The sequence below is a fragment of the Neisseria mucosa genome (assembly GCF_003044445.1).
In the GTDB taxonomy this organism is placed as follows: Bacteria; Pseudomonadota; Gammaproteobacteria; order Burkholderiales; family Neisseriaceae; genus Neisseria; species Neisseria mucosa_A.
The window spans coordinates 103,952-123,605 of the sequence record NZ_POWX01000003.1; the positions used below are offsets into that span (position 1 = coordinate 103,952).

Annotated in this window: 23 protein-coding genes; 20 read left to right on the plus strand and 3 right to left on the minus strand. The window is 49.3% G+C overall.

The window, feature by feature from the left end; translation table 11 throughout:
- The first annotated feature begins 9 nt into the window (after positions 1-9).
- Positions 10-1,128, plus strand: a complete 1,119-nt coding sequence (locus DBY90_RS02710; RefSeq protein WP_003778773.1) for a hypothetical protein — start codon at positions 10-12, stop codon at positions 1,126-1,128.
- 148 nt (positions 1,129-1,276) lie between these two features.
- Here the strand turns inward: DBY90_RS02710 and DBY90_RS02715 are convergent, their stop codons facing one another.
- Positions 1,277-1,678, minus strand: coding sequence for an RNA-binding S4 domain-containing protein (locus DBY90_RS02715; protein ID WP_049229057.1), 402 nt, complete (start codon positions 1,676-1,678; stop codon positions 1,277-1,279).
- 218 nt (positions 1,679-1,896) lie between these two features.
- Here DBY90_RS02715 and DBY90_RS02720 point away from each other — a divergent pair, with 218 nt between their 5' ends.
- The 5 genes from DBY90_RS02720 to DBY90_RS02740 all read left to right on the plus strand — a co-directional run bounded on the left by DBY90_RS02720 (position 1,897) and on the right by DBY90_RS02740 (position 6,528).
- A complete protein-coding gene (locus tag DBY90_RS02720) occupies positions 1,897-2,856 on the plus strand; it encodes an acetyl-CoA carboxylase carboxyltransferase subunit alpha (RefSeq protein ID WP_070492576.1) in 960 nt (319 codons plus the stop codon).
- Positions 2,857-2,947: 91 nt separating this feature from the next.
- Positions 2,948-4,291, plus strand: a complete 1,344-nt coding sequence (gene tilS, locus DBY90_RS02725; RefSeq protein WP_070492575.1) for a tRNA lysidine(34) synthetase TilS — start codon at positions 2,948-2,950, stop codon at positions 4,289-4,291.
- 83 nt (positions 4,292-4,374) lie between these two features.
- Positions 4,375-4,974, plus strand: coding sequence for an RNA polymerase sigma factor RpoE (rpoE, locus tag DBY90_RS02730; RefSeq protein ID WP_039410227.1), 600 nt, complete (start codon positions 4,375-4,377; stop codon positions 4,972-4,974).
- A gap of 19 nt (positions 4,975-4,993) precedes the next feature.
- A complete protein-coding gene (locus DBY90_RS02735; RefSeq protein ID WP_234405090.1) occupies positions 4,994-5,569 on the plus strand; it encodes a sigma-E factor negative regulatory protein in 576 nt (191 codons plus the stop codon).
- Positions 5,570-5,745: 176 nt separating this feature from the next.
- The gene (locus DBY90_RS02740; RefSeq protein WP_070492593.1) at positions 5,746-6,528 is read left to right on the plus strand and encodes a TrmH family RNA methyltransferase; all 783 of its coding nucleotides are present in this window, start codon (positions 5,746-5,748) and stop codon (positions 6,526-6,528) included.
- Positions 6,529-6,653: 125 nt separating this feature from the next.
- On the opposite strand, the gene DBY90_RS02745 is transcribed toward DBY90_RS02740, so the two are convergent.
- Positions 6,654-7,826 carry an alpha-hydroxy acid oxidase gene (locus DBY90_RS02745; protein WP_003742339.1) on the minus strand — a complete coding sequence of 391 codons (1,173 nt, stop codon included), beginning with the start codon at positions 7,824-7,826 and terminating at the stop codon, positions 6,654-6,656.
- Positions 7,827-8,182: 356 nt separating this feature from the next.
- Here DBY90_RS02745 and iscR point away from each other — a divergent pair, with 356 nt between their 5' ends.
- The 8 genes from iscR (at position 8,183) to iscA (ending at position 12,513) form a co-directional block, all read left to right on the plus strand.
- Complete coding sequence (gene iscR / locus DBY90_RS02755) at positions 8,183-8,629, plus strand: Fe-S cluster assembly transcriptional regulator IscR (RefSeq protein ID WP_003764827.1); 447 nt, start codon at positions 8,183-8,185, stop codon at positions 8,627-8,629.
- A 29-nt stretch (positions 8,630-8,658) separates the two neighbouring features.
- Positions 8,659-9,873, plus strand: coding sequence for an IscS subfamily cysteine desulfurase (locus tag DBY90_RS02760; RefSeq protein WP_107986506.1), 1,215 nt, complete (start codon positions 8,659-8,661; stop codon positions 9,871-9,873).
- Positions 9,874-9,915: 42 nt separating this feature from the next.
- Positions 9,916-10,308: a hypothetical protein gene (locus DBY90_RS02765; RefSeq protein WP_070492572.1), complete on the plus strand. Its 393-nt coding sequence runs from the start codon at positions 9,916-9,918 to the stop codon at positions 10,306-10,308.
- Between the two features lie 179 nt (positions 10,309-10,487).
- On the plus strand, positions 10,488-10,616 hold the full coding sequence (locus tag DBY90_RS13475; RefSeq protein WP_049229053.1) for a hypothetical protein: 129 nt from the start codon (positions 10,488-10,490) through the stop codon (positions 10,614-10,616).
- Positions 10,617-10,667: 51 nt separating this feature from the next.
- Positions 10,668-10,853 (plus strand): antitoxin VbhA family protein, encoded by a 186-nt coding sequence (locus DBY90_RS02775; protein ID WP_070492571.1) that lies wholly within the window; start codon positions 10,668-10,670, stop codon positions 10,851-10,853.
- Positions 10,854-11,048: 195 nt separating this feature from the next.
- Positions 11,049-11,435 carry a Fe-S cluster assembly scaffold IscU gene (gene iscU / locus DBY90_RS02785; protein ID WP_070492570.1) on the plus strand — a complete coding sequence of 129 codons (387 nt, stop codon included), beginning with the start codon at positions 11,049-11,051 and terminating at the stop codon, positions 11,433-11,435.
- Between the two features lie 443 nt (positions 11,436-11,878).
- Positions 11,879-12,124 (plus strand): recombinase RecA, encoded by a 246-nt coding sequence (locus DBY90_RS02790; protein WP_070492569.1) that lies wholly within the window; start codon positions 11,879-11,881, stop codon positions 12,122-12,124.
- 68 nt (positions 12,125-12,192) lie between these two features.
- Positions 12,193-12,513 carry an iron-sulfur cluster assembly protein IscA gene (iscA, locus tag DBY90_RS02795; protein WP_039855777.1) on the plus strand — a complete coding sequence of 107 codons (321 nt, stop codon included), beginning with the start codon at positions 12,193-12,195 and terminating at the stop codon, positions 12,511-12,513.
- On the opposite strand, the gene DBY90_RS02800 is transcribed toward iscA, so the two are convergent.
- Positions 12,473-12,694, minus strand: coding sequence for an alternative ribosome-rescue factor A (locus DBY90_RS02800; RefSeq protein ID WP_049229048.1), 222 nt, complete (start codon positions 12,692-12,694; stop codon positions 12,473-12,475). The genes iscA and DBY90_RS02800 overlap by 41 nt on opposite strands.
- 82 nt (positions 12,695-12,776) lie before the next feature.
- Between DBY90_RS02800 and hscB the strand changes: the two genes are divergently transcribed.
- From hscB to DBY90_RS02830, 6 genes are all read left to right on the plus strand, one after another.
- The gene (gene hscB / locus DBY90_RS02805; protein ID WP_070492568.1) at positions 12,777-13,283 is read left to right on the plus strand and encodes a Fe-S protein assembly co-chaperone HscB; all 507 of its coding nucleotides are present in this window, start codon (positions 12,777-12,779) and stop codon (positions 13,281-13,283) included.
- 357 nt (positions 13,284-13,640) lie between these two features.
- Entirely contained in the window at positions 13,641-15,920 is a 2,280-nt protein-coding gene (nrdA, locus tag DBY90_RS02810; protein WP_070492567.1) for a class 1a ribonucleoside-diphosphate reductase subunit alpha, read from the plus strand.
- A gap of 38 nt (positions 15,921-15,958) precedes the next feature.
- Positions 15,959-16,882, plus strand: a complete 924-nt coding sequence (locus DBY90_RS02815) for an Abi family protein (protein ID WP_003742355.1) — start codon at positions 15,959-15,961, stop codon at positions 16,880-16,882.
- A 273-nt stretch (positions 16,883-17,155) separates the two neighbouring features.
- The gene (gene nrdB / locus DBY90_RS02820; RefSeq protein WP_039855824.1) at positions 17,156-18,289 is read left to right on the plus strand and encodes a class Ia ribonucleoside-diphosphate reductase subunit beta; all 1,134 of its coding nucleotides are present in this window, start codon (positions 17,156-17,158) and stop codon (positions 18,287-18,289) included.
- 119 nt (positions 18,290-18,408) lie between these two features.
- Complete coding sequence (gene yfaE, locus DBY90_RS02825) at positions 18,409-18,711, plus strand: class I ribonucleotide reductase maintenance protein YfaE (RefSeq protein ID WP_003742358.1); 303 nt, start codon at positions 18,409-18,411, stop codon at positions 18,709-18,711.
- 111 nt (positions 18,712-18,822) lie between these two features.
- The gene (locus DBY90_RS02830) at positions 18,823-19,650 is read left to right on the plus strand and encodes an NMB0938 family lipoprotein (protein ID WP_070492566.1); all 828 of its coding nucleotides are present in this window, start codon (positions 18,823-18,825) and stop codon (positions 19,648-19,650) included.
- Positions 19,651-19,654: the final 4 nt, after the last annotated feature.

Here is a 19,654-nt window from a genome sequence, read left to right on the forward strand (position 1 = left end):
GAGATTGGCATGAACATCCAAAAAAACTTTGCCGTTGTATGCGCTGCCTTGGCGGCATTACCCACCGCATTTGCAGAAACCGCTAGCGTAGAGCGCGATGCCGCCGCATTGGCAACGACGAGCGATTACGTCAATTCGGGCAGCGTCATCCGCAAAGACGAAGACAAAATCAGCATTTTCAACGATTTGCTGACCGTAAACGGCACATTCCGCGTCCGTGCCGACACCAAAGACATCAATGCCAACAACAGCAGCACCAATCCCACGCCCGACGCCTCCAATACCAATTTCAACGCCGAATTCTGGTTGCGCGCCAAACTTTATAAAGACTGGAAACTGGTAACCCAAATCGAACCCAACATCGACTTGAAAACCGGTAAATTCAACGGCGACCATGATGTTCCCGTGAACAAACTCTATGCCGAAGGCTCGATTACCGAAGGCATCAAAGCCCGCGTCGGTAAATTCGGCGCATTCTCCTCCTACGGACGCGTCTGGGATACGGAAGTAACCGGCGGCGAAATCTTCTTTGACAACAAAACCCTACCCACCAAAATTTACGCAGGCCGCCGTACCGGCAGCCTCAACGACAACGTATGGGGCATAGGCGGCCGCCGCAAACACTTCGCCGCCATTCAAAGCAGCCTGCCGATTAACGAAAACATCAATGTCGGCGCAACCGTCAGCTACATGAAAGACATAGACGTGCGCGGCGCGAAGAAAAACGCCGTCTTTGGCGAAATCGGCGCAGATGTCAAATTCAACGACGATTGGCGTTGGATGGCGGCGGTCAGCAAGTCCAACATCAAAGCCTATAACGACGCAGGACAAAAAATCAAAAACGACGGCGTGTTCACCGAAGTCCGCTACAAACTCGCCGATTGGAAAGTCCGTAATTCCTACGACGTCTTCCTGAACTACCGCCGCGTCGGCGCGCTTTCGGGCGTATCTTCCGTACAAGACTACAGTAAAAACGTACAAGGCGTACAAGTCGGCGCGACCTACGTTCCTTGGAAAAACTGGAAAGTGTCAGGCTTTTACTTGGCGGGTAAACAAGTTACCCCGACTGCCGGCTCAAGCAGACAAGACGTCAACGTCTTGCGCGGTCAGGTGGAATACAAATTCTAAGACTTTTGGATAAAGGTTTTGTAGAAACGAAAAAACAGGCAGGGAAAACCTGCCTGTTTTAGTTCGGATAAGATTTCAGATGACCTGTACCTGTTTCCTGATAAAGGTCGTCTGAAAAGTACGATTCCACCAAGACAAACTCCGAACCCTACCAGCTGTCGCGCTTCATGCGGTCGAGTTGGCGACGGTCTCGTTTGGTCGGCCTGCCGTCGGGATACGCCGCGCTGATGCGGCTTGCTTGGTCAAGCTGTTTTTGCGCTTCGCGTTCGGCGGCGGTTTTCATGTCTTCTTCGTAAAGCTGGCGCGCTTCGGGCGCGGGGCGGCGTTGGTGGTTGAGTGCCAATACTTTGATTTTGTAAGGCAGCGAATTGAGCGTCAGGTCGATGATGTCGCCCGCGCTGATGTTTTTGCTGTTTTTGACTTTGGCACCGTTGACCTGAACCCTGCCCAATTCGATATGTTTTTGAGCCAGTGCGCGGGTTTTGAAAAAGCGCGCAGCCCAAAGCCATTTGTCGAGCCGCATCGCCGTATTGTCGTGGTCGTTTTTCATAGCCTGTTTGAAATGATTGAACTGAATGGAAGTTTATCATAAGATACGGCACTTCATTTGTTTAGTGCAGATATACTATATCGTTGTAAAAGGTCGTCTGAAAAGGCATCCGCCCGATTATCTGCCGTCTTGCACGGCATATCCTCAATGAGAAATGCTGCCAAATATGCCTGATTGGCGTATGATAGCGGCAGCGTCCCTACCGAGAGCTTCACCCTATGAAACCAGTTTTTTTGGATTTTGAACAACCCATCGCCGAATTAACCAATAAAATCGAAGAGTTGCGCTTTGTGCAGGGCGAGTCCGCCGTCGATATTTCTGATGAAATCGCCAGATTGCAAAAGAAAAGCAACGACCTGACCAAATCGATTTTCAACAAGCTGACGCCCGCTCAGATTTCGCAGGTTTCACGCCATCCCCAACGTCCTTACACCTTAGATTACATCCAAGCCATTTTCACCGATTTTGAAGAGTTGCACGGCGACCGCCATTATTCAGACGACCATGCCATCGTTGGCGGTTTGGCGCGCTTCAACGGACAAAGCGTGATGGTTATCGGTCATCAAAAAGGTCGCGACACCAAAGAAAAAATCCGCCGCAATTTCGGTATGCCGCGCCCTGAAGGCTACCGCAAAGCATTGCGCCTAATGCATACCGCCGAGAAATTCAATATTCCCGTAATGACTTTTGTCGATACGCCGGGTGCGTATCCGGGCATCGGCGCGGAAGAGCGCGGTCAGTCCGAAGCCATCGGACGCAATCTGTACGAACTGACCCGCCTGCGTGTGCCGGTTTTGTGTACCATCATCGGCGAGGGCGGTTCCGGCGGCGCGCTGGCGATTGCAGTCGGCGATTACGTCAATATGCTGCAATATTCGACTTACTCGGTTATTTCTCCGGAAGGCTGCGCGTCTATTCTGTGGAAAACCGCTGAAAAAGCGGCAGATGCCGCGCAAGCTTTGGGTATTACTGCCAAACGCCTGCAAGAATTGGATTTGATCGATAGCGTGATCAACGAGCCTTTGGGCGGTGCGCACCGCGATTTTGAAACGACCATGAAAAACGTCAAAACGGTGTTGGAAACCCAGTTGCACGAAGCGCAAAATATGCCGATGGCGGACTTGCTGTCGCGCCGTTTCGACCGGATTATGGCTTACGGCAAGTTTACGGATAAGTAAACAGTTAATGTGTAGAAAAGCAGGCAGAAGCCCCCCTTGCCTGCTTTTTCATTTCTAAGAACTTGCCTTGCCGACAGCATAGATTGCGCATATGAACCCTACGTCGTCTGAAAACCTTCCACCTCAATGCCGCAGTTTGTTGGAAACCCTGCGTCTTTCGGCGCGTTCGCTTCCGGATGGTTGCATGGTAACGGTTGGACTAAGCGGCGGTTTGGATTCGGTGGTGTTGCTGCATATGCTCGCGTGTTTGCGGGAAGAGCTTGGGTTGGACGTACACGCGTTGCATGTTCATCACGGTTTGAGCCGCAATGCGGATGACTGGCTGGTGTTTTGCACACGCTTATGCCAAGAATGGAATGTGCCGTTCAGAAGCGCAAAAGTTGAAGTCAAAAAAGACGGATTGGGGATTGAAGCCGCCGCACGAAAAGCACGTTATCAAGCGTTTTCAGACGATCCCTCTAGTGTCATTGCCTTGGCGCACCATCAGGATGACCAAATTGAAACATTCATGCTCGCGGCGGTTCGCGGCGGCGGCATCAAAGCACTTGCCGCCATGCCGCAATGGCGCAAATTGAACGAGGAAACGCAAATTTGGCGGCCGCTGCTGGCGTTTTCCCGAAAAGAATTGGAAAACTACGCCGCTGCCTGCAACCTGTCGAACATCGAAGACGAAAGTAACGCCGATACGGCGTTTTTGAGAAATTGGATGCGCTATGAAGCCTTGCCGGTTTGGCGGGAACGCATTCCGAATTTTGACCGTCATGTCTGTGCCAACATCCATTCGTTACAAACCGATTTGGCAATTTTAGACGAGGTTGTCGATGCGGATTATCAGACGGTTTGCGAAAGCGGACGCTTCCAAGTCACCCGTTGGCAAACATTCAGCGAGGCACGCCGCAGCCGGATTCTTTGGCGGTTTTTTAAGGAGAATGGGATTGTGGAAAGTTCTCCGAGAAAGCTGGCGGATTTTGCGCGGATACTGTTGGAAGCGGAAACTGCACAATGGCAGTTCGGCGAAACATCGGTATGTTTATATCGGGATTTTTTATTTATATTGAAACAAAGCCAGTTTGCAGACGCAGATTGGATAAAGGGAAAAGAAGTCAGAGGTCGTCTGAAAGATATTCTCCAAGAAAACGGTTTTTTTCTAGTGCCACACCGCAACGGATTGCCGGAATCGGTCTTGGAAGAAGAAGGAATCATTCGGACGGCGGGCAGTGATGATATGATGAATGTAGGGTTTTTGTTCAAAAATGTTAAGAAAGTGTTGCAAGAAAACCATATCGTACCGTTCGTCAGAAAACGCTGGCCGATTATCACAAATGCTGACGGAAGCTGCATTGCTATTGTTAACCTTACAGTAAGCCACGATTTTCAAGGGATTGACGGTTTTTTACCGGTTTACGAAAAATTTTTAAGATATAAATGGAACTAAATGCGGCAATAGCTGTCTTTAACTGGCACAGCACGCTTTACTACTTTATAGCTTATAATGCAGTTATTATAAAAAGGTAAAATATGAATGATCGCCAGATTGATCAGGTCTTGGTAGAGCGCGCGCAGAAAGGCGAACAAAAAGCATTCGAGATGCTGATGTCCAAATATCAGCGTCGGCTCATCCGATTGATTTCCCGTTTTGTCAAAGACGAACACGAAGTCAACGATGTGGCTCAAGAGGCAATGATCAGGGCTTACCGTGCCTTGCCGAATTTTCGTAGCGAGAGCGCGTTTTATACCTGGCTGTACCGGATTGCTATCAATACTGCCAAAAATTTCTTAGTAACATCAGGAAAGCAGCCGTTCGTCAGTGCAGAGGCTGCCAATGAAGACGGGGATATTTTGGATTTATCGGATCAGATTGCGGATTACCATACGCCGGAAGCTGAGATGATCAATCGGGAAATCCTCCAAACAGTCGAATCAACGATTTCGCATTTGCCCGAAGACTTACGCAAAGCCATCACCTTGCGAGAAATGGACGGTTTGTCTTACGAGGAAATAGCCACGATTATGGATTGCCCGATAGGGACGGTTCGATCCCGTATTTTTAGGGCGCGGGAAGTGATAGCAAAAGATTTGAGGCCTTTGCTGGAAACTTCTGAAAATCAAAGGTGGTAATAAAAAAATGGTAATAACTATGAACACAACACACGAATATATCTCCATGTTGATGGATAACGACGATGTATCTGAAGAGATGCTAGACCGTCTGTTGTCCGACGATGCCGCTGCCGAAGCGTGGTATGAGTACCATCTGATTGGCGATTGCATGCGCTATAAAGCAGGTACGGGGCGTGATGCGGATTTCATGCAAAGCGCAGCATTTACTGCTACGCTTGCCGAAATCAGTGAAGAACATAAGCAACGTCATAAGGCTGAAGTTGCCGCAGCGATGTCTGCTAAGGGTGTTCAAGCTGCAAACAATTCCTTCTTTAAATCTTTCGCCGTTGCTGCCAGCGTTGCTGCAGTTGCTGTAGCCGTATGGCAATTTGCTCCGCAAATGCAAAGTGTTGGATCAGCAGATATGGTCGCAGAAAAAGCTGTTGAAACCAAAGCACAACAGGAAAATATAGTGTCCGTAGTGGCTAATCCAGCTGTTAAAAATGCTTCGGACGCTGTGGTATTACCTGAATCGATAAAGAATGAAAAAGGTGTGAGTCAGACTACCGTTCGGACTGAAGCACCGACTGAACAGGATCCTTCTGTTCATTAGACTGCATAGAAATACAGATTTCCATCAAGTAGAAAAATCCCTTCCCGAGCTATTCGGGTAGGGATTTTATTTTTGAACGGATGCATCTTGAGGTCGTCTGAAAAAGCGGGGGTGAAAGAAGTCGGGCGGTATTGTGCTGTATCCTTTTTCTTTGAATCCGCTATATAATGCGCCACATGAAATCAATTACCTCCGCGCAAAACGAGCAGCTCAAGCATTTGTCCAAGCTGCTTTCACAATCTAAAGTACGCCGGGAATATGGGCAAACCGTGTTGGAAGGCGTGCATCTTTTGCAGGTCTATTTAGAGGCAGGTTACACGCCCAAACAAGTGTATTTGCCCGAAAGTAAAAACGCGCATCCTGAAATCCGAAATTTAATCAGCAGCTTGGACGAAGATTGTATTACTTGGGTCGGAAACGAAGCCTTGTCTAAAATTACCAGTCTGAATGACGCCGATGATGTGATGACTTGGATAGAGATTCCGCCACAAGGGGATTTGCCTTTAAGCGGCGACTGCGTGGTGTTGGATAGGCTGCAAGACCCCGGCAATGTCGGTACGGTTTTACGCAGCGCGGCAGCTTCGGGCGTCAAGCAGATTGTGTTGGGTAATGACTGCGTCGATATTTGGTCGCCTAAAGTATTGCGGGCGGGTATGGGAGCGCATTTTCTGTTGAACATATACAGTCGCGTTTCCCTACCGCAATGGCTGGATACTTATCAGGACAAAATATGGGCGACCGCTTTGGACGGGCGCAATCCCTCCGATTTGTACCAACTGGATTTAAATGCCCCTTGCGCTTGGGTTTTTGGCAATGAAGGCAGCGGTGTAAGTCGGGAAATTTTGGAAAAAGTCGACGGCGGCGTCAGAATCCCGATGCTGGGACAGACCGAGTCGTTAAACGTTGCCATGGCGGCAACCGTATGCCTTTTCGAGCAAATGCGCCAACGCATTGCGTAAGCACTTTCAGACGACCGGTCAGTTTAGGAGAATTAAGGTCGTCTGAAAACCTTATCTTCTGCAAACTCAAAACACCAAACCGGCAGTCAATCTGTTTAACTGCCGGTTTGATGTTTTCAAAGCAATCAGAATTTGTCATTCGGCCAGCGCGTGCTTTGCAGGATGCTGGCATCGACGTCTTGAATATTGCGATGACCAGTGAACGCCATGGATATGTCCATTTCTTTATACAGGATTTCCAGCGCGCGGGTAACGCCTTCTTCGCCGTATGCGCCCAAGCCGTAAAGGAACGCACGGCCTATCATGGTGCCTTTTGCGCCCAAAGCCCATGCTTTGAGAACATCCTGACCGCTGCGGATGCCGCTATCCATCCAGACTTCGATGTCGCTGCCGACTGCGCTGACGATGTCGGGTAAGGCTTTGATAGAGGATACGGTATCGTCGAGTTGGCGGCCGCCGTGGTTGGAAACGACTAATGCGTCCGCGCCGCTTTTCGCTGCTTTTTCCGCATCTTCAGGTTCCATAATGCCTTTGATAATCAGCTTGCCGCCCCACAAATCTTTAATGCGGGCGACGTCGTCCCAGCTCAGGCGCGGGTCGAATTGTTCGGACGTCCATGAAGACAGCGAAGACAAATCGCCAACGTTTTTGGCGTGTCCGACGATGTTGCGGAACGTGCGGCGTTCCGTGTTCAGCATTTTCATACACCATTCGGGCTTGGTCGCCAGATTGATTAAATTGGCGATGGTCGGTTTCGGCGGCGCGGACAGACCGTTTTTGATGTCTTTGTGGCGTTGACCCAAAACCTGCAAATCGGCGGTCAAAACCAATGCCGAACATTTGGCATCCTTCGCGCGCTTAATCAGGTTTTCCATAAACTCGCGGTCGCGCATCACATAAAGCTGAAACCAAAACGGCGCGCTGGTGTTTTCGGCAACGTCTTCAATCGAGCAGATGGACATAGTGGAAAGCGTAAACGGAATGCCGAACTTCTCCGCCGCACGCGCCGCCAAAATTTCGCCGTCGGCGTGCGCCATGCCGGTAAAGCCTGTCGGTGCAATCGCCACCGGCATCTTCACATCCTGACCGATCATTTTGGTCTCTAAACTACGACCTTCCATATTGACCAATACCTTTTGGCGGAAGCGGATGTCTTTGAAATCCGAAGTGTTTTCGCGGTAGGTGGTTTCCGTCCAAGAACCTGAATCGATGTAATCGTAAAACATGCGCGGCATTTTGCGCTTGGCGACAAGGCGCAGGTCTTCAATACAGGTCATTTTGCTCAAATCGCGTTTCATTGTTGATTGCCTCTGTTAAGGGGTTGCTTATGTTATGGCTGGGGTCGTCTGAAACGGGTAGGGCAGTTTCAGACGACCTTTGGGAATACCATAATGATTTAGTATGAATTAGATAATCTATATCAATCGCAATTATAAAGCAAATGGTTTTAACCCTGCCAAGAGCAGGGCGATAGCACTTTTCAGACGACCTCGGATCCAAGTTTCGGATAAAAAAGAAAAATCTTCAGACAGATAAAAATCAATTCACACAGTCATTTAAACAAACAATCGGAAGTCTTGTGAATATACTTGACTGAATCACTCAGATATTAGACAATCGCACCACTATAAAAAAGCCGACACAGGCAACTACCATGAGACTGACCACAAAAGGGCGTTTTGCCGTTACCGCCATGATCGATTTGGCGATGAACGCGCAAACCGGCGCTGTCAAACTCAGCGCCATCAGCGAACGCCAAAGCATTTCGCTTTCCTATCTCGAACAACTATTCAGCAAACTGCGGCGCGCCGGGCTGGTTGAAAGCCTGCGCGGCCCCGGCGGCGGCTACATCCTCGCCGCCCCTCCCGCACAAATCAATATCGCCCAAATCATTTCCGCCGCCGAAGACAAGCTGGACGCCACCCAATGCAGCAGCAAAGCCAACTGCCACCACGGCGCGCCCTGCCTGACGCACGACCTTTGGGAAAATCTGAACAAAACCATCAACGATTATCTCAGCAGCGTTACCCTGCAAAGCATCATCGAACAGAAAAATAGCGATGACGGCAGCCACGTCATCCAATTTACACATATCCATTAAGTACATTATAGAAAAAGAAAGAGCAAACCATGATCGTCAAAACCCCCGTTTATCTCGACTACGCCGCCACCACCCCCGTTGACAAACGCGTTGCCGAAAAAATGATTCCCTACTTAACCGAAACCTTCGGCAACCCCGCATCCAACAGCCACGCATTCGGCTGGACAGCGGAAGAAGCCGTCGAAAAAGCCCGCGCCGACATCGCCGCCCTGATTAACGCCGACCCCAAAGAAATCGTTTTCACCAGCGGCGCGACCGAGTCCGACAACCTCGCCATCAAAGGCGCGGCAAACTTCTACAAAACCAAAGGCAAACACCTCATCACCGTCAAAACCGAACACAAAGCCGTGCTCGACACCATGCGCGAACTCGAACGCCAAGGTTTCGAAGTAACCTACCTCGGCGTGCAGGAAAACGGTTTGATTGATTTGGAAGAACTCAAAGCCGCCATCCGCGACGACACCATCCTGATTTCCGTGATGTGGGTAAACAACGAAATCGGCGTAGTGCAAGACATTCCCGCCATTGGCGAAATCTGCCGCGAACGTAAAATCATCTTCCACGTCGATGCCGCCCAAGCCTGCGGCAAAGTGCCTGTCGACGTCGAAGCCGCTAAAGTTGATTTATTGTCTATGTCCGGTCACAAAGTGTACGGCCCTAAAGGCATCGGCGCACTGTACGTCCGCCGCAAACCCCGCGTCCGCCTCGAAGCCCAAATGCACGGCGGCGGTCACGAACGCGGCTTCCGCAGCGGCACCCTGCCGACCCACCAAATCGTCGGCATGGGCGAAGCCTTCCGCATCGCCAAAGAAGAACTTGAGCAAGACATGGCGCACTACACCAAACTGCGCGACATCTTCCTCAAAGGCATCGAAGGCATCGAAGAAGTCTATATCAACGGCGACCTCGAACACCGCGCCCCGAACAACTTGAACGTCAGCTTCAACTTCGTCGAAGGCGAAAGCCTGATTATGGCGGTAAAAGAACTCGCCGTATCCAGCGGCTCCGCCTGTACTTCTGCCAGCCTTGAGCCAAGCTACGTCCTGCGCGCGCTCGGTCGCAACGACGAACTGGCGCACTCATCCCTGCGCATTACCTTCGGCCGCATGACCACCGAAGAAGAAGTGCAATTCGCCGCAGAACTGATCAAATCCAAAATCGGTAAACTGCGCGAACTGTCGCCGCTGTGGGAAATGTTCAAAGACGGGATTGATTTGAACTCGATTGAATGGGCGGCGCATTAAAAGCAGCCTGCACTCAAAAAACCATCACGAAAGGAGCAATTTATGCTGGGTTGGTGGATAAGCGTTTTCAGCGATGCAGACAGGCAAGAGCCACATCTCATTGCCTCGTGGGAGTGTGGCGTTTCCGGTTTGGACTGGCTGGATGAACTTTGCAAAGAAGGACGCGCCGTGCAGACCGAGAACAAAGGCGGCTATCCCGATGTGTACCAAACGCAGGCGCGGCACGTCGCCCCGTGGCTGCTAGACGGTAAAATCTCGCCGCAGGGCGATGCGCCGCATGGAAACTCCACGCCTGTTTTTATGGAAGACGACAAGGGCGAAACCGTGCTGACGCAGTCATACGGTTACCGTCCGTTGGAACTGCGCCGCCCCGAATTGCTGCGCGCACTGCCGCCCGAAGCGGTTTTGACGATACAGGTATTTGATTTGAGCTAAAGCATCCGTTTTCAGCAAGCGTAGGTTGGGTTGAAAACCCAACAAACCTATCAATCTACCCGAAATGTTGGGTTTAACAACCAAACCTACCTAATAAATAAAAAAGGTCGTCTGAAAATCCTTAAAGACCTTTTCAGACGCCCTAAAAGCCACCACATTAAAATCAAGGATACAAAACCATGAACGAACAAGATTTAGATTTGGATAATCTCGACAACCTGCTTGAAGATTTTGACGGCGTTACCGTAGAGGGCGGCGTCGATTTGGAAAACGACGACGGCTGCGAAGGCGGCGCGTGCAAAATCTAAAGACGGCAGGGGTCGTCTGAAATATTGTTCGTAAGCAAAATAAGCAATCCCATGTCCCTACAAATTCAGGAACAGCATCATTTGCCGCAAACGACGCATTCCATTATCGGCTCATGGCGGATGGAGCAGTTGAACATCAGCCTGGAGACCATACATGATATGCAGCGTCTGGTGGAAGGCAAAATCGGTTTGGATGAGGCTTTGGCTGGCATCAAACAAAGAATGGCGGAAAAATGAGCAAATACGGCGGAGAAGGCATTATCTATTGTATCGGCAAAATATCTCTGCCGAACAAATGATTCAAGCCTGTATTCAGGCATACCATGCCGATAGCAGTTTATTGGCACGATTAATTTTAGACAATTTAGAACAATCGTCTTTTTCAGACGACTAAAACATCAACAAACCACGATATTTTAAGGAAACCACATCATGGCATACAGCGATAAAGTAATCGACCACTACGAAAACCCACGCAACGTCGGTACTTTCGATAAAAACGACGAATCTGTCGGCACCGGCATGGTCGGCGCGCCTGCTTGCGGCGACGTGATGCGCCTGCAAATCAAAGTGAACGACGAGGGCATCATCGAAGATGCGAAATTTAAAACTTACGGCTGCGGTTCTGCCATCGCTTCGTCCAGTCTGATTACCGAGTGGGTCAAAGGCAAAAGCTTGGATGATGCGCTGGCAATCAAAAACAGCGAAATCGCCGAAGAACTGGAACTGCCGCCGGTAAAAATCCACTGCTCCATCTTGGCTGAAGATGCGGTAAAAGCGGCTGTTGCCGACTATCGCAAACGTCAGGAAAGCAAATAACCCGATTCGGTTGGCGCTTTGTCAGCGGACGTTTGTAGGATTTCTGAAAGCCCTAGTGTTTTCCGAAAAACAAAATCGACGACTTGTTCCCTCTCTCGTGAAGAAGAAGGTAAGGATACGGAAACTTAATCCTTTTGAAGTTGTCGCCAGATTTGAGACTGCCTGCCAATCTATTCCCTCTCCCCGCTGGAGAGGGTTAGGGAGAGGGCGATAAGCCGTAGGCTTATATTTAGTCAATACGCCTGCAAAATCAAAAGAGACGATATGCCTTCTCTCGTGAAGAAGAGGGTAGGAGCACAAAAACTTAATCGTTTGGAAGTTGCCGCCGAATTTGGGACTTACCTGCCAATCTATCCCCTCTCCCCGCGGGAGAGGGTTAGGGAGAGGGCAATAAGCCGCAGGCTTACATTGAGTCGATACGCCTACAAATCAAAGGAGACGAAATGCCTTTTACCGATGAAGAAACCCAATCCTTGCTTGCCGTCAAAGGCATAGGCAAAACTGTATTGCAGCGTTTGCAGCAAATGGGTTTGGATGATGTTGCCACGCTGGCGGCAGCGGATTTGGACGATGTTTTGGAACAAGGCGCAAAACTGACCGGCTCGACCTGTTGGAAAAACAGTCCGCAGGCAAAAGCTGCCGTTTCCGCCGCGATAGAGTGGGCAAAACAGCGTTTTCAGACGACCTGAAAGGCAATAGGTCGTCTGAAAATGAAAGCAGGCAAAATAAGACAATGATTGCGAATAAGGAAAGAAGCATGATTACCATCACAGAAAACGCAGCCAAACACATCAACAGCTACCTGACCAAGCGCGGCAAAGGCTTGGGTGTGCGCTTGGGGGTAAAAACCAGCGGCTGCTCGGGCATGGCGTATAACCTTGAATTTGTTGATGAAGTGAACGACGATGACCTGATTTTTGAAGAACACGGCGCGCGCGTTTATATCGACCCGAAAAGCTTGGTTTATTTGGACGGCACGCAGGTCGATTACACCAAAGAAGGTTTGCAGGAAGGTTTCAAATTTGAAAACCCGAATGTCAAAGACTCTTGCGGCTGCGGCGAGAGCTTTCACGTTTAAGACAAAAAAGTGGCGGGACAGTATCAAAACCGTCCCGCCATTTTTTCGCTTCCTGCCTGTTGTAGCTGCCTTTGCCTTTTCTTTTCCGTTCGACCTTGTGTCGGAACAAATCGGATTTCACTAAGGCTTTTAAAGCATTGTCGCGTATTTTGCCTTTATTGTGCTGCACTTTACTGCTCATATTCAGTCCTTTTGGTTAAGAATCAGCGGATTATAAGGCAAAATCAGGTTTCTGCCGAAAATTTCACATTAATTATCCTGCCATGTCTCAATATTTCACACTCTTCCAGCTTGAACCCGCTTTTGATATCGATGCCGAAAACTTGGAGCAAACCTACCGCGCCTTGGCGGCACGTTTCCATCCCGACAAATTCGCGTCCGCTTCCGCCTTCGAGCAAAAGCAGGCAGTGATGATGTCTTCCACCATTAACGATGCCTACCGCACCTTGAAAAATCCCATCGACCGCGCCGCGTACCTTCTGAAAGCTCAGGGCATTGATGCCGATGCGCCGGAACATACTTCTTTTGCCCCTGAATTTCTCATGCAGCAAATGGAATGGCGCGAAACGCTGATGGATGCGCAAATGGCGCAAAACAACGAAGCCCTGCGTGCGTTGGACCAAGAAATCAGCCGCGAGCAAGACAAGCTATATCAAGATTTGCGGACGGCCTTTGCCGGGAAAGACCATGAAACCGCCGCCCAATGGGTGCGCCACGGCAGGTTTTTAAACAAGCTGCGCAACGAAATCGCTGCCGCGTTGCAAGATTAAATACACAGATTTTGAGCATCTGAAAGGTCGTCTGAAAACCGGAATAAGGTTTCAGACGACCTTTATTGCTTATTTCATCATGTTGTATGCCATTATATTTTCAAAATTTAACACAAATCCGAATTTGCCTTATTTCATAAGCGCATAGCCGAATGAGGGTTTTGATGTCGAAAAAGACGTTTTCGCGGTAAGGCTTGAATCATAGGGAAAGAGGTCGTCTGAAAGAAAATTGGGAAAAGCACGATTTCAAAACAGCAGTCTTGTCAAGACTGGATAAGCAACGAAAAATACACTATATTGTGTCACTCGATATTAATACATACTGTATCTTGTGTTTCAGGATGGAGAAAGCTCACGATGAATGCACCGACTGATTTGAAAGTAACCAAGCGCGACGGACGTTTGGAAAATCTCGACTTAGACAAAATCCACCGCGTCGTTACTTGGGCGGCGGAAGGCTTGAAAAACGTTTCCGTATCGCAGGTCGAGCTCAAATCGCACATCCAGTTTTACAACGGCATCCGCACCGACGACATCCACGAAACCATCATCAAGGCGGCTGCCGACCTGATTTCGCAGGATACGCCCGATTATCAATATCTCGCCGCTCGTCTGGCAATTTTCCACCTGCGCAAAATCGCCTACGGCGAGTTCGAACCGCCGCATCTCTTTGACCACGTTAAAAAACTCACCGATGCGGGTAAATACGACCGCCACATCATCGAAGATTACAGCCGCGAAGAGTTTGACGAGCTGAATGCTTATATCGATCACGGCCGCGACATGACCTTCTCGTATGCCGCCGTGAAGCAGCTCGAAGGCAAATATCTGGTGCAGAACCGTGTGACCCGCCAGATTTATGAAACACCGCAGTTCTTATATATTTTGGTGGCGATGTGCCTCTTTAGCAAATATCCGAAAGAGACGCGCTTGGATTACGTCAAACGTTTTTACGACGCCGTTTCCACATTTAAAGTATCGCTGCCGACCCCGATTATGAGCGGCGTGCGCACGCCTACGCGCCAGTTCTCAAGCTGCGTATTGATTGAATGCGACGACAGTCTGGATTCCATCAACGCCACCACCAGCGCGATTGTGAAATATGTTTCCCAACGCGCGGGCATCGGCATCAACGCCGGACGCATCCGCGGTTTGGGCAGCGAAATCCGCGGCGGCGAAGCGCAACATACCGGCTGCATCCCGTTTTTCAAAATGTTCCAAGCAGCGGTTAAATCCTGCTCGCAAGGCGGCGTACGCGGCGGCGCGGCAACCTTGTTCTACCCCTTGTGGCACATCGAAGCCGAAAGCCTGTTGGTATTGAAAAACAACCGCGGCGTGGAAGATAACCGCATCCGCCAGCTTGACTACGGCGTGCAAATCAACCGCCTGCTGTACACCCGCCTGATTAAAGGCGGCAACATCACGTTGTTCTCGCCCAACGAAGTCCCCGGTCTGTACGACGCGTTTTTTGCCGACCAAGACGAATTCGAGCGTCTTTACACGAAATACGAGCAAGACCCGAACATCCGCAAGCGCACCTTGTCGGCTACCGATTTGTTCTCCACGTTGATGCAGGAACGCGCCGGAACAGGACGTATCTACATCCAAAACGTTGACCACTGCAACACGCATAGCCCGTTTGACCCGCGCGTCGCACCCGTGCACCAGTCCAACCTGTGCATGGAAATCGCCCTGCCGACCAAACCGCTGGACAACATCAACGATCCGAACGGCGAAATCGCCCTGTGTACCCTTTCTGCCTTTAACTTGGGCGCATTAAACAGCTTGGACGAACTGGAAGGGCTTGCCGATTTGACCGTGCGCGCACTCGATGCCCTGTTGGATTACCAAGACTATCCGGTCGAAGCCGCCCGCACCGCGACCATGAACCGCCGCACGCTCGGCATCGGCGTCATCAACTACGCCTACTATCTGGCGAAAAACGGCGTCCGTTACAGCGACGATTCCGCGCTTGGTCTGACCCACCGCACCTTTGAAGCCATGCAGTATTACCTGCTCAAAGCATCGGTGAACCTTGCCAAAGAATACGGTGCATGCCCGCTGTTCAACCAAACCGTTTATTCGCAAGGCAAACTGCCCATCGACACTTACAAAAAAGACTTGGATGCCGTGTGCAGCGAACCGCTGTTGTGTGACTGGGAAAGCCTGCGCTCCGACATCGTCAAATACGGCCTGCGCAACTCCACCCTGACCGCACTCATGCCGTCTGAAACCAGCTCGCAAATCGCCAACGCCACCAACGGCATCGAGCCGCCACGCGGATTGGTAACGGTCAAAGCATCGAAAGACGGCATCCTGAAACAAGTCGTACCGGAGTTTGAAACCCTGAAAGACGCCTACGAAACCCTGTGGCAGCTTCCGGGCAACGAAGGCTACCTGAAGCTTGTCGGCGTGATGCAGAAATTCGTCGATCAGGCGATTTCAGCCAATACAGCCTACGACCCGGGCAAATTTGAGGGCAACAAAGTTTCCATGAAACAAATGCTCAAAGACTTATTGACCGCTTACAAATACGGCGTCAAAACTCTGTACTACCACAACACCCGCGACGGCGCCGACGACACCCAAACCGACATCCAAGACGACGGCTGCGCCGGCGGGGCTTGTAAGATTTGATGCTCAGTAAACTTGCTTTAAATAAAAGGAAGTGAACAATGCAAAGTAATCAAATTAAAGAGCCTAAGATTTGGAAAACTTATGAAGAACAGTTAGAGATTTTAAAAAATAGAGGATTACACGTTGCAGATGAGAAAAAAGCTTTAGGGTATTTAAGGACTATTGGATATTACCGGTTGAGCGGTTATCTTTATCCGTTTCGCCAATTTAATCCCAAAAACCCGAAAAATAGATTAGACAGCTTCATACCCAACAGCAGTTTTGAAGATGTAAAAAAACTATACATGTTTGATAAGCGGTTGCGGCAATTGGCATTGGATGCTTTAGAGCGGATTGAAATTGCACTAAGAGTCAATATTGCATATACATTAGGCAAACATCACCCGTTGGCCCACAAGGATGCCCGATATTTTGCTCCTGGTTTTAACCATGCAGAATGGTTGGAAAGATACGATAATCTCGTACATCGTGAAAAAGAAACCGGCTTTGTCAAACATCATCTGCAACATTATTCCGATTTACCCGTATGGGCGGCCTGTGAAGTATGGGATTTCGGTACGATGTCTATGCTTTATAAAGGGATGAGCGAGGAAGATAAAAATCGGATTGCCAAGTTTTACCGCCTAAAAGACGGCCGTCATCTGCAAACCCACCTGCATGCTTTTAATGTCATCCGAAATGTCTCAGCGCATCACAGCCGCTTGTGGAATCGGGATATTGCTATTAAGGCCAGTTTGAAAGGCTTGAGCGATACCGAATGGGAAAAATTACCTGTAGGTCGCTCGTTTGTTTATTTTTGCCTTATGAAACGGATGCTGGATATTATTTGTCCGGCATCCAGATGGGGCGAGAGATTTTTGTCATTGCTAGCTGACTTCCCATCCGTTGAGAATGGGGCAATATCCTTTGAGCAAATGGGCATGACCATCAACCCTGAAAAGTGGCGGTTATGGCGCAAATAAGCAAAAGAAAGCCCCCAGCCTTGTTAATCCAACCACATCGGGTTGGCAAAGCTGGGGGAGTTGTTGGCAGCAATTATACCCAAAAGCTCGATTAAGGCAATTTTTTTACATTTCAGCTCAAATATAACCAAACACAGATTACAAGCAAAACAAGTGCTTTAGACAACCTTTTGGACTGAAGCCCATCCACCCTTTCAGACGGCCTTACACCAAGCCCGAAACCAAGAAATCCAATCAATAGAAAGCCAACCCATGTCCTGCGAACACCTCGTCATGCAATACAGCACCTTCAGCAAACAGAAAAACGACGCGCTTAAAGAGCCGATGTTTTTTGGTCAGCCGGTGAATGTCGCACGTTATGACCAGCAGAAATACGAAGTATTTGAAAAACTGATTGAAAAACAACTGTCTTTCTTCTGGCGGCCGGAAGAAATCGACGTGTCGCGCGACCGTATCGACTACGCCAACTTACCCGAACACGAAAAACACATTTTCATCAGCAATCTGAAATACCAAACCTTGCTCGATTCCATTCAAGGCCGTAGTCCGAACGTTGCCTTACTACCTTTGGTGTCGATTCCCGAACTGGAAACTTGGATTGAAACGTGGAGCTTCAGCGAAACCATCCACTCGCGCAGCTATACCCACATTATCCGCAATATCGTGAATGATCCGTCGGTCGTGTTCGACGACATCGTGCAGAACGAATACATCATTGCCCGCGCCGAAGACATCGCCTGTTATTACGATGATTTGATCGAATACACCCAGTATTACAACCTGTTGGGCGAAGGAACGCACAATGTCGGCGGCAAGCTCGTTACCGTGTCTTTGCGCGAGTTGAAGAAAAAGCTCTATCTCTGCCTGATGTGCGTCAACGTGTTGGAGGCCATCCGTTTCTACGTTTCATTTGCCTGCTCGTTTGCTTTTGCCGAGCGCGAGTTGATGGAAGGCAACGCCAAAATCATCAAACTGATTGCCCGCGACGAAGCCCTGCACCTGACCAGTACGCAGCATATGCTCAACCTGATGCGCGCTGGTTCAGACGACCCTGAAATGGCGGAAATCGCCGTCGAATTGCAGGATGAATGTTTTGAACTCTTCAAAAAAGCGGCGGAGCAGGAAAAAGAATGGGCGGCCTATCTGTTTAAAGACGGTTCGATGATCGGTTTGAACAAGGAAATTCTGGCGCAATACGTCGAATACATTACCAACCTGCGTATGCAGGCGGTCGGTCTACCTGCCGGATTTGAAGGCGCTACCCAGAACCCGATTCCGTGGATTAACGCGTGGCTGTCGTCCGACAACGTACAGGTCGCGCCGCAGGAAGTGGAAATTTCTTCTTACTTAATCGGTCAAATTGATTCGGAAGTCAGCGCGGACGATTTGGGCGATTTCGAACTGTAATCAAACTCGGCGGTTTTTCCGCATTTCCATCATCAGAGGTCGTCTGAACAGGTGTAGAAACGAAATGAAAGATTTCGGTTGCACCGTGCAGACGACCTTTCCCGCTTAAACAGATAACAATGGCACTCATCAGTACACACGACAAAACCTTCGAGCTACAAGAGGGCGAAACCTTATTGGAGGGCTTGGAGCGCACCGGCCACGAGGTCGAATACCAGTGCCGCAGCGGCTATTGCGGTTCTTGCCGCGTCAAAATATTGGATGGCAGGGTGTCCTACGACGATTTCCCGCTGGCGTTTGTCGCGCCCGGCGAGATTCTGCCGTGTTGCTGTCGGGTAAATGAGGACATTAAGGTCGATTGTCACGCTCGGATGAGTGAACCGGATTTGTTTGATGTTAGCTTGTTTGATGAGCGGGAATAACTTTAATTGATTAGATTGGTAGTGGATTCGAATAGGGATATGAGTGTTTTTATTTGAATCTATCAACTGACTGATTTTTATATTTTAAATACACATTACCGGAAAAATAAAATGATCAAAAACAATACATCCCAATTTTTCTTATTATCCCTCGCCGTCTTATTGGCGGCTTGCTCTCCTGACAAGCAGGATAAGGTAAAAGAATCTGCCGCTTCTGCGCCTTTATCTTCTGTTTTCGAGAAATCCAATACAAATGATAAGACCGTAGAAGTGGACATAAACAAAGTAAAAAGCGCACCTTCTTCAAATTGTGCCAATCTGCATCAGATTGGCGGCATTGATGATTTTGTCCGTCAGGTTGCCGAGAATATCGATTCCAGTTGTTTGTTTGAACGCAGCCCTAAAGAATTGGCAGCGGTTTGGGGCATTCCCGGCGGAGATGATCCTCTGACTCAGGCAATGTTTCCTGATATCGATGCGAATGACCCTGAAAACGTTAATAAAGTGATAGAAGCTATTGATCAGATGACAAAAGGGGAGCGAAGCTATAATGAGCAGGTGATAGAACCGTTAGTTCAAGAGATGAAAGCACTCAGGCAACGGGATACTTTAGTTTTATCAATAGGCAGTCATACGAGCCAAGGTTCAAATCAGCCGCTGAGGATAACGCGGAATTTCGGTATAGAAGCAACGCCGGAATATCTCAAGAAACACGGCGACGGGTTTGGCGGCAGTTTTAAAAACATCAGCCAGTTGCCCGAATATTTGAAATCGCGCGGGAAGATTTTTGAGGCGCAACGGGCATTCCGCCTTTTCAACCGCGACCGCAGCCCCGATAAACCTTATCTGGAAATTGTGTTTGACGAGAGTGGGAAAATCGTTTTGATTAACGTGTATGAAAATGTCTCCAATCCGGCAAGCGGGATTCATTTGATGTAATGGG

Excerpts from the sequence above, each read along its gene's own strand:
- iscA (WP_039855777.1), top strand. The coding sequence starts at position 12,193 with ATGATTACCATCACAGAAAACGCAGCCAAACACATCAACAGCTACCTG.
- DBY90_RS02720 (WP_070492576.1), top strand. The coding sequence starts at position 1,897 with ATGAAACCAGTTTTTTTGGATTTTGAACAACCCATCGCCGAATTAACC.
- rpoE (WP_039410227.1), top strand. The coding sequence starts at position 4,375 with ATGAATGATCGCCAGATTGATCAGGTCTTGGTAGAGCGCGCGCAGAAA.
- DBY90_RS02735 (WP_234405090.1), top strand. The coding sequence starts at position 4,994 with ATGAACACAACACACGAATATATCTCCATGTTGATGGATAACGACGAT.
- iscU (WP_070492570.1), top strand. The coding sequence starts at position 11,049 with ATGGCATACAGCGATAAAGTAATCGACCACTACGAAAACCCACGCAAC.
- DBY90_RS02715 (WP_049229057.1), bottom strand. The coding sequence starts at position 1,678 with ATGAAAAACGACCACGACAATACGGCGATGCGGCTCGACAAATGGCTT.
- iscR (WP_003764827.1), top strand. The coding sequence starts at position 8,183 with ATGAGACTGACCACAAAAGGGCGTTTTGCCGTTACCGCCATGATCGAT.
- DBY90_RS02745 (WP_003742339.1), bottom strand. The coding sequence starts at position 7,826 with ATGAAACGCGATTTGAGCAAAATGACCTGTATTGAAGACCTGCGCCTT.
- DBY90_RS02830 (WP_070492566.1), top strand. The coding sequence starts at position 18,823 with ATGATCAAAAACAATACATCCCAATTTTTCTTATTATCCCTCGCCGTC.
- DBY90_RS02710 (WP_003778773.1), top strand. The coding sequence starts at position 10 with ATGAACATCCAAAAAAACTTTGCCGTTGTATGCGCTGCCTTGGCGGCA.
- DBY90_RS02765 (WP_070492572.1), top strand. The coding sequence starts at position 9,916 with ATGCTGGGTTGGTGGATAAGCGTTTTCAGCGATGCAGACAGGCAAGAG.
- hscB (WP_070492568.1), top strand. The coding sequence starts at position 12,777 with ATGTCTCAATATTTCACACTCTTCCAGCTTGAACCCGCTTTTGATATC.
- DBY90_RS02790 (WP_070492569.1), top strand. The coding sequence starts at position 11,879 with ATGCCTTTTACCGATGAAGAAACCCAATCCTTGCTTGCCGTCAAAGGC.
- DBY90_RS02740 (WP_070492593.1), top strand. The coding sequence starts at position 5,746 with ATGAAATCAATTACCTCCGCGCAAAACGAGCAGCTCAAGCATTTGTCC.
- yfaE (WP_003742358.1), top strand. The coding sequence starts at position 18,409 with ATGGCACTCATCAGTACACACGACAAAACCTTCGAGCTACAAGAGGGC.
- DBY90_RS02815 (WP_003742355.1), top strand. The coding sequence starts at position 15,959 with ATGCAAAGTAATCAAATTAAAGAGCCTAAGATTTGGAAAACTTATGAA.
- DBY90_RS02775 (WP_070492571.1), top strand. The coding sequence starts at position 10,668 with ATGTCCCTACAAATTCAGGAACAGCATCATTTGCCGCAAACGACGCAT.
- DBY90_RS02800 (WP_049229048.1), bottom strand. The coding sequence starts at position 12,694 with ATGAGCAGTAAAGTGCAGCACAATAAAGGCAAAATACGCGACAATGCT.
- DBY90_RS13475 (WP_049229053.1), top strand. The coding sequence starts at position 10,488 with ATGAACGAACAAGATTTAGATTTGGATAATCTCGACAACCTGCTTGAA.
- tilS (WP_070492575.1), top strand. The coding sequence starts at position 2,948 with ATGAACCCTACGTCGTCTGAAAACCTTCCACCTCAATGCCGCAGTTTG.
- nrdA (WP_070492567.1), top strand. The coding sequence starts at position 13,641 with ATGAATGCACCGACTGATTTGAAAGTAACCAAGCGCGACGGACGTTTG.
- DBY90_RS02760 (WP_107986506.1), top strand. The coding sequence starts at position 8,659 with ATGATCGTCAAAACCCCCGTTTATCTCGACTACGCCGCCACCACCCCC.
- nrdB (WP_039855824.1), top strand. The coding sequence starts at position 17,156 with ATGCAATACAGCACCTTCAGCAAACAGAAAAACGACGCGCTTAAAGAG.